Consider the following 7652-nt stretch of genomic DNA (forward strand, 5'->3'; position numbering starts at 1 on the left):
ATTCATTTTTGTGAGGCTGGTTATGAACGATTTTTTACCTTTGATCGGAAGAGAGAATTCATTATTTACTAATGATATAAATAATGTTCAAGTGGACTTAAGGCGCATCATTAATGAGTCAGGATTTCTTGTATTAGGTGGCGCAGGGACTATAGGTCAAGCCGTTACTAAACAGATTTTTAAGTATGCACCTAAAAAGTTGCATGTGGTAGACATCAGTGAGAATAATTTGGCTGAGCTTGTTAGGGATATAAGAAGCTCTTTTGGATATATAGACGGTGATTTTAAAACTTTTTCACTTGATATAGGCTCAATAGAATATGATGCATTTATTGAGTCTGATGGTAAATATGACTATATACTCAATTTATCAGCACTTAAGCACGTTAGAAGTGAAAAAGATCCTTTTACGTTAATGCGCATGATAGATGTTAATATTTTTAATACGGATAAAACTATTCGACAAGCTATACAAAAAGGTGTCAAAAAATATTTTTGTGTCTCGACAGATAAAGCCACTAACCCAGTGAATATGATGGGGGCTTCCAAAAGAATTATGGAGATGTTTTTGATGCGCAGAAGCCATCAACTTGATATTTCTACTGCTCGATTTGCTAATGTAGCTTTTTCAGATGGCTCGCTCTTACACAGTTTTAATCAACGCATTTTGAAACGGCAACCGATTGTCGCTCCTAATGATGTGAAACGATATTTTGTGACGCCACAGGAGTCGGGTGAGTTATGTTTAATGTCTTGTTTGTTTGGTGAAAACCGTGACATTTTTTTTCCTAAACAAACGCAATTTTTACCGCTTGTTTCTTTTGCCGACATTGCCGTTAAATATCTAGCTCAGCTTGGATATGAACCTTATCTTTGCCAAAGTGAATCTGAAGCTCGAGAGTTAGTTCACTCGTTACCTAGCCAGGCAAAGTGGCCATGTTTGTTTACTCAAAGTGATACCACTGGTGAGAAAGATGTTGAAGAGTTTTTTACCCACAATGATGTACTCGATATGGATCGGTTTACTGATCTCGGAGTGATAAAACATCCCGCCGAATTTGATGAAAAACTGTTGAACATGTTTGAATATGAAATCAACACCATGAAAAGCGAGCAAGCTTGGACCAAAACACAAATTGTTGCGCTGTTTAATAAAATGTTACCTGAGTTTGACCATAAAGAAACGGGTAAATACTTAGATGGAAAAATGTAGGATAACGTAAATGCATAATAAACTAATAAAGTTTGTTCGTGACACTTATGCCACTGATGACTTTATCCCGTTACATGTACCGACATTCTCAGGTAATGAAAAAGCCTATGTAAACGATACTATTGAGAGCACATTTGTATCGAGTGTCGGCCAATACGTGAATTATTTTGAAAAACATATTGAAGACTATACTAGCGCAGGTAAAGCTGTGGCAACCGTCAATGGCACGGCTGCATTGCATACCGCTTTATATATGGCTGGTGTGCAAGCTGGCGATCTCGTGATTACCCAAGCACTCACGTTTGTGGCAACCTGTAATGTGTTATTCCATATGGGCGCACAACCTATTTTTGTCGATGTGTCGAAAGTTAGCTTGGGTTTATGTCCACAGGCGATGGCAAAATACTTATACCAGTTTGCCAAGTTGAATACGCAAGGCGAATGTATACACAAAATCACCGGTCAGCGTATTCGCGCTGTTATTCCTATGCATACCTTTGGTCATCCAGTAGAAATGGATGAGTTAATCGCTGAAGCTTTACAATGGAATTTAGTCTTGGTGGAAGATGCGGCTGAAAGTCTCGGTTCATTTTACAAAGGCCAACATACCGGTAGCTTAGGTGAATTCGCTGCGATTAGTTTTAATGGTAATAAAGTGATCACCACAGGTGGTGGCGGTATGGTGTTGTGTCGTGATGCGGACATTGGGTTACATACTAAACATGTGACAACGACGGCGAAAGTGGCACACCCTTATGAATTTTATCATGATGAAGCTGGATTTAATTATCGAATGCCGAATATTAATGCTGCATTAGGCTGTGCGCAGATGGAAATGTTACCGTCCTTCCTTGCGCGAAAGCGAAAGTTGGCGGGACTTTATGCAATGTTCTTTGCTGAAAGCGATTTTCAGTTTGTACTAGAGCCAGAATATGCTAGATCGAATTATTGGTTAAATGCCATCATCTGTCCAGACGTTGATAGTCGTAACTTGATGTTAGAAAAAACCAATTCCAGTGGTGTGATGACTAGGCCAATATGGCAGCTAATGCACCGTTTACCTATGTTTAAAGATGCCTTGCGTGGTGATTTGAGTGTGTCTGAATGGGTGGAAGCGCACCTTATTAATTTGCCGAGTAGTCCTATCTAGGCTATTTTTATAATCTAAAATGAGAGGAAGTGATAATGGATTCGTTTGAAGAGTTAAAATCAGTTTGGGAAGATATTTTTACATCATTGGAGTGGGGAAAGTACCCGAATGAAGATATCATTCGCTTTGTTGCTCGGAATTTTTATAAAGTTGAAAATCGCTCTAAAATAAAAATTTTAGAGGTAGGCTCGGGCACGGGAGCAAATTTATGGTATATAAGTCGAGAAGGTTTTTCATGCTATGGTCTAGAGGGTAGTGATTCAGGTGTTGCTCGTTCAATTTCAAGGTTGAATGAAGAAGTCCCTAATTGGAGTGGCGCTATAACTCAAGGCGATTTAACTTCTTTACCTTATAAAGATTGTACCTTTGATGCTGTGATTGATAATCAAGCAATATACTGTAATTCATTCGAAAATTCAGAAAAGGCTTACGCTGAAATATATCGAGTACTTAAAAATGAAGGCCAATTATATACTCGAACATTTACCACTGATACAACAGGGTACAGATCTGGAAAAAAGATTGGCTATAATATGTATATTACGCAAGAAGGCCCATTAAAAGATCGAGGGCCAGTCAGATTTAGCAGTGAAAAAGATATACGTGATTTATTAAGCTTATTTAACATTAAAGATTTTGATCGTATTACTCGAGGATATGGTACTTCGGATATTGTTAGCGAATGGAGTATTATTGCGAGTAAGTAATCATCTGATGAAATAAATTTTGGAGCAATACTATTAATCAATACATAACATTAACGGATGATATTTACTATCAAGATGCCTATGCCGAGTTATATAAAAAAAATGATGGTGAATTATTTTTTTTTGTTTTCCAACAAGCTGAAAATAAAGTTATATTTAGATCTATTAAACGTAAAATTACGCAAGTAGTCGATATAGTTGTTGAAGAAGAATTGTACGATTTAGAAACACCATACGGCTATGGCGGACCGCTGACGAATTGTTATGATAGTGTGTTTCTTAGTGCAGCATTTTCGGCTTATAAAGCCGAATGTATTAAACAGCACATTATCTGTGAATTTATTCGTTTTCATCCATTTAATCCATTACTACAGCATAATGAATATTTTAATTTTTTTTGCCAAGAACGTCAGCTAGTGATTGTTGATTTAACATTAACACAGGCAGAACGCTGGAGTAAGTATTCAAAAACAACGAGAAATATTATTCGTAAAGCTCAAAAAGTATTAGAGTATGATTGTGCTGATGATGCGGTAGGTTCCTTTATAAATATGTATCAACAAACAATGGATAGAAACCAAGCGGCAAAATTTTATTACTTTGACAGTGATTACTTTAATCAATTATCTGCTATTTCTGGTGTGGAACTGTTAACCGTAAAATTAGCCGGCGAACATGTTTCTATGGGTTTTTTTATGCAACGAGGTGAACTTTCTCATTATCACTTATCTGCAAATAACTGTGATCTATTACGCGAAAATGGAAATTATGCGTTATTAGATTTTGCTTTTGATCGTGCGAAAAAAAATGGTTGTAAATGGATGATACTTGGCGGGGGACGAACGTCTGCCCATGATGATAGCCTGTTCAAATTTAAGGCTAAGTTTTCCGACAATATAAAACCATTTTATATTGCCGGCCTCGATTTTATGCCAGAAAAGCGAACTTGGTTAAATCAACAATGGTCGTCACAACATAAAGATGATCAACGCAAAATGTTTCAGTTATATCGCGCATAATTATTGCGAATTGGCTCAAGATACTATTGATAACATTATCTATAATTTTGATATAAATAATGGCACATATTAGGTGTTATTCAAGAGGTTTTAACATGAGAAGTAAGACATTCATTATTGCCGAAGCAGGCGTTAATCACAATGGTGATTTTGTACTGGCAAAGCAATTGATTGATGTTGCGGTAGCGGCAGGCGTCGATGCGGTTAAATTTCAAACATGGAAAACAGAGCTACTCGTTACAGAAGATGCCGATATGGCTGAGTATCAAAAAGAAAATACCTTAGTTGAAGAATCACAATTTCAAATGCTAAAACGTCTTGAATTAAGTTATGACGATTTTTCAGCGTTGAAGGCTTACTGTGACTCATTAAATATTATGTTTATGTCAACACCGGACGAGGAGCAGAGCGCGACATTTTTAGATTCATTGCAAGATATATTTAAAATAGGTTCTGGTGAATTAACGAATACACCATTTTTACGCCATATTGCTAAACTCGGTAAGCCAGTGATTATTTCGACTGGGATGGCATATTTAGCAGAGGTCGAGCATGCTTTATGTGTGTTAACTGAAGCGGGACTAATATTAGCCGATATTACCGTACTTCATGCAACAACAGATTACCCAACAGCTCCGGAAGATGTTAACTTACTGGCAATGCAAACGATTAAAAATGCTTTTCCTGGTGTTAAAGTGGGCTATTCCGATCATACGCTTGGTATTGAAGTGTCAATAGCGTCAGTCGCCTTAGGCGCAAGTGTCGTTGAAAAACATTTTACTTTGGATAAAACCATGTTAGGCCCTGATCACAAAGCTAGTTTAGATCCAAGTGAATTGATTTCTATGGTTACCGCTATTCGTAACATCGACCTCGCGTTAGGCGATGGTTGGAAAGTACCAACTGATACTGAAATTAAAAATCGTATGGTCGTGCGAAAAAGTTTGATTGCAGGTTGTGATATTAACGCGGGTGAACTCATCACTGCAGATATGTTGGAGGTAAAGCGTCCTGGTTCAGGCATTTCCCCTACACGTCTGGATGAGATTGTTGGTACGTCAGCCAAGCAAAATTATCGCGCTGGGGAGTTAATCTAACATGCGTAAAATTTGTGTAGTGACTGCAACGCGTGCTGAATATGGCTTATTAAAATGTTTACTTGATGATATTAATAATGCTGCCGATCTTGAATTACAACTCATTGTTACTGGTACTCATTTAGCACCAGAGTTTGGTTTTACCGTTGAGCAAATTATTGCTGACGGAATGGCTATCACTAAAAAGATCGAAATTTTATTGTCTTCAGACAGCCCAATTGGTGTGAGTAAAAGTATGGGCTTAGCCCAGATCAGTTTTGCTGAAGCCTTTAATGAACTTGCGCCTGATATTGTATTAGTGCTGGGTGACCGTTATGAGTTAATTTCAATTGTATCGGCGGCGAATATAGCTCGCATTCCCGTTGCGCACATAAATGGTGGCGAGATCACCGAAGGTGCAATTGATGATGTGTTCCGTCATGCGGTAACTAAGTTATCACAGTTACATTTTACTGCTATTGAAGAGTATGCTCAGCGCGTTATTCAAATGGGGGAGCAACCAGCAAGAGTATTTAATGTAGGTGAGGTTGGTTTAGACAATTTTAAGCGCATGCAATTTTTCACTCAAAGTGAATTTGAAGATTCGATTGATTGTAAGCTAAAGCGTAAAAATATCTTGATAACTTACCACCCTGAAACAACGAAAGCTATTGCAACGTCGGTGGTTAATTTTAATTTATTACTGGCTGAACTTGATGCATTAGAAGATACCTTGCTTATTTTCACTAAAGCGAATGCTGATGTCGGTGGACGTGCTATCAATACCGTGATTGATAGTTATGTAGCTGGACATAGTGATAAAGCCATTGCATTTACATCATTAGGTCATCGCCGCTATTTATCTGCTTTACATTATATAGATGCTGTCGTCGGCAATTCATCTAGCGGAATTGTCGAAGCGCCAACGTTTAAAGTAGCAAGCATTAATATAGGTGACCGCCAGAAAGGTCGTATTAGAGCATCCAGTGTTATCGATGTGGCTGCTGATGCGAATGAAATTGAACAAGCGCTAAAAACAATTTATCATTCAGATTACCTACAAATGTTAGCGCAAGTTGTTAATCCTTACGGGCAAGGTGAAAGTTCTCAACAAGTAGTCAAAGTGTTACAAACTGTCGATCTTAAACAGTTAGCGACAAAATCTTTTTATGATGTGAGTTTTTAACATGTGGCATGTCGGTGGTGAGCAAGAACTTGCTCCGCTAAATTATGTTTGTGAGCTTACTAATTCAGGTCGTTCATCACTCCGTTGGATCATTGAGTCGGCACGACTTGAATATAAACTATTATTACTGCCTGATTTTTTGTGTGAAGTGATTTTAGACGTATTGGCTGAATATCATATTGAAGTTGACTTTTACGTTGTTGATAGTCAATTAGGTTATCAATTACCTGATGATTTGAGTCACTATGACGCACTATATTTGATTAAATACTTTGGCGCGACGACGGATTCATTTGATGATGCCATCGCTACATTTAAGCAATGTATAATTGTTGATGACGTATTTTCCCCTTATCCACACATTCTAGATATAGCCCAACCGTGGTACTCATTTAACAGTTTAAGAAAGATATCTGCAGTGGCTGATTTCAGTCTGTTATATAGTAATCAGCCATTAATGGCACTTGATGTCAAACCATTGGCTGAGTTTGCAGCGCTTAAGTACCAAGCTAAACAATACAAATATGATTATTTTAACGCGGCGAAAGGCGACGAACAGGCATATTTAAGTTTATTTAATCAAGCAGAATTTTTTTTAGATGCTCATAAAGACATATTTTCTCCAAGTTCAAGAAGTGTGTTGGAGTCTATTCGCTTCTATCAACATTTAGACCGTGAGCGAATGATACGGCATAAAAATTATGCCATAGTCTGTGACCTTCTAGGTGAATATATTTTGCCTATTCAAACCGAGTGTTATTCTTTTGCGCCAATTCTATTGCCAAATCGTGATGCTATAATACGGAAGTTGATGAAGTATAATATTTTTCTCGCAGTGCATTGGCCTGAAGCAGCGGTTGTCAAAAATAAACTCAGTTATTCTATTTTATCGATACCCTTAGACAGCCGATATAATGAAAGGAATATGAGTGAGATCTGCCATTATATTTTAAATTAATGGAGAACTGTATGTAGGGAAGGTAAGAGCGTAATCACTTATTAAGCAGCTATGTCCATTTACAAATAGTATGAGTTCATGGCTTCTATCTTCGCTTAGTACTGTTTTTTTACTGGTTTCCCGTCTCAGTTGATTTGCTGAAACTTGTCTAAAACATTCTAATTATTGAACGACATCACCACGATAAATTTGGCAACTATCTTCATGTATTGCAACATTATGACGTGGTTTAATTGATACGACTAACCCAGTTAAGACATAATTGATTTAACTGGAGATTGAAATGACTAAACGTAAAACCTATTCAAAAGAGTTTAAGCTTGATGCCATTGCGCTGGTAAGA

At 37.4% G+C, this 7652-nt stretch carries 7 protein-coding genes; all 7 read left to right on the plus strand.

Going from position 1 to position 7652, the window contains the following annotated elements; genetic code table 11:
* Positions 1–22: 22 nt before the first annotated feature.
* The 7 genes from H5181_RS20025 (at position 23) to H5181_RS20055 (ending at position 7309) form a co-directional block, all read left to right on the plus strand.
* The gene (locus tag H5181_RS20025; RefSeq protein WP_182751864.1) at positions 23–1213 is read left to right on the plus strand and encodes a UDP-N-acetylglucosamine 4,6-dehydratase; all 1191 of its coding nucleotides are present in this window, start codon (positions 23–25) and stop codon (positions 1211–1213) included.
* Between the two features lie 10 nt (positions 1214–1223).
* Complete coding sequence (locus tag H5181_RS20030; protein ID WP_182751865.1) at positions 1224–2363, plus strand: LegC family aminotransferase; 1140 nt, start codon at positions 1224–1226, stop codon at positions 2361–2363.
* 35 nt (positions 2364–2398) lie between these two features.
* On the plus strand, positions 2399–3070 hold the full coding sequence (locus H5181_RS20035; RefSeq protein ID WP_182751866.1) for a class I SAM-dependent methyltransferase: 672 nt from the start codon (positions 2399–2401) through the stop codon (positions 3068–3070).
* 416 nt (positions 3071–3486) lie between these two features.
* Entirely contained in the window at positions 3487–4089 is a 603-nt protein-coding gene (locus H5181_RS20040; RefSeq protein ID WP_310734292.1) for a GNAT family N-acetyltransferase, read from the plus strand.
* Positions 4090–4184: 95 nt separating this feature from the next.
* Positions 4185–5186, plus strand: a complete 1002-nt coding sequence (gene neuB / locus H5181_RS20045) for an N-acetylneuraminate synthase (RefSeq protein ID WP_182751867.1) — start codon at positions 4185–4187, stop codon at positions 5184–5186.
* A 1-nt stretch (position 5187) separates the two neighbouring features.
* Complete coding sequence (gene neuC / locus H5181_RS20050) at positions 5188–6351, plus strand: UDP-N-acetylglucosamine 2-epimerase (RefSeq protein ID WP_182751868.1); 1164 nt, start codon at positions 5188–5190, stop codon at positions 6349–6351.
* Position 6352: 1 nt separating this feature from the next.
* Positions 6353–7309 (plus strand): hypothetical protein, encoded by a 957-nt coding sequence (locus H5181_RS20055; protein ID WP_182751869.1) that lies wholly within the window; start codon positions 6353–6355, stop codon positions 7307–7309.
* Positions 7310–7652: the final 343 nt, after the last annotated feature.

It is taken from the genome of Shewanella sp. SG44-2, assembly GCF_014164215.1.
Lineage (GTDB): Bacteria > Pseudomonadota > Gammaproteobacteria > Enterobacterales > Shewanellaceae > Shewanella > Shewanella frigidimarina.

Coding starts and splice junctions, on each gene's coding strand:
- H5181_RS20055 (WP_182751869.1), top strand. CDS start 6,353: ATGTGGCATGTCGGTGGTGAGCAAGAACTTGCTCCGCTAAATTATGTT.
- H5181_RS20025 (WP_182751864.1), top strand. CDS start 23: ATGAACGATTTTTTACCTTTGATCGGAAGAGAGAATTCATTATTTACT.
- H5181_RS20030 (WP_182751865.1), top strand. CDS start 1,224: ATGCATAATAAACTAATAAAGTTTGTTCGTGACACTTATGCCACTGAT.
- neuC (WP_182751868.1), top strand. CDS start 5,188: ATGCGTAAAATTTGTGTAGTGACTGCAACGCGTGCTGAATATGGCTTA.
- neuB (WP_182751867.1), top strand. CDS start 4,185: ATGAGAAGTAAGACATTCATTATTGCCGAAGCAGGCGTTAATCACAAT.
- H5181_RS20035 (WP_182751866.1), top strand. CDS start 2,399: ATGGATTCGTTTGAAGAGTTAAAATCAGTTTGGGAAGATATTTTTACA.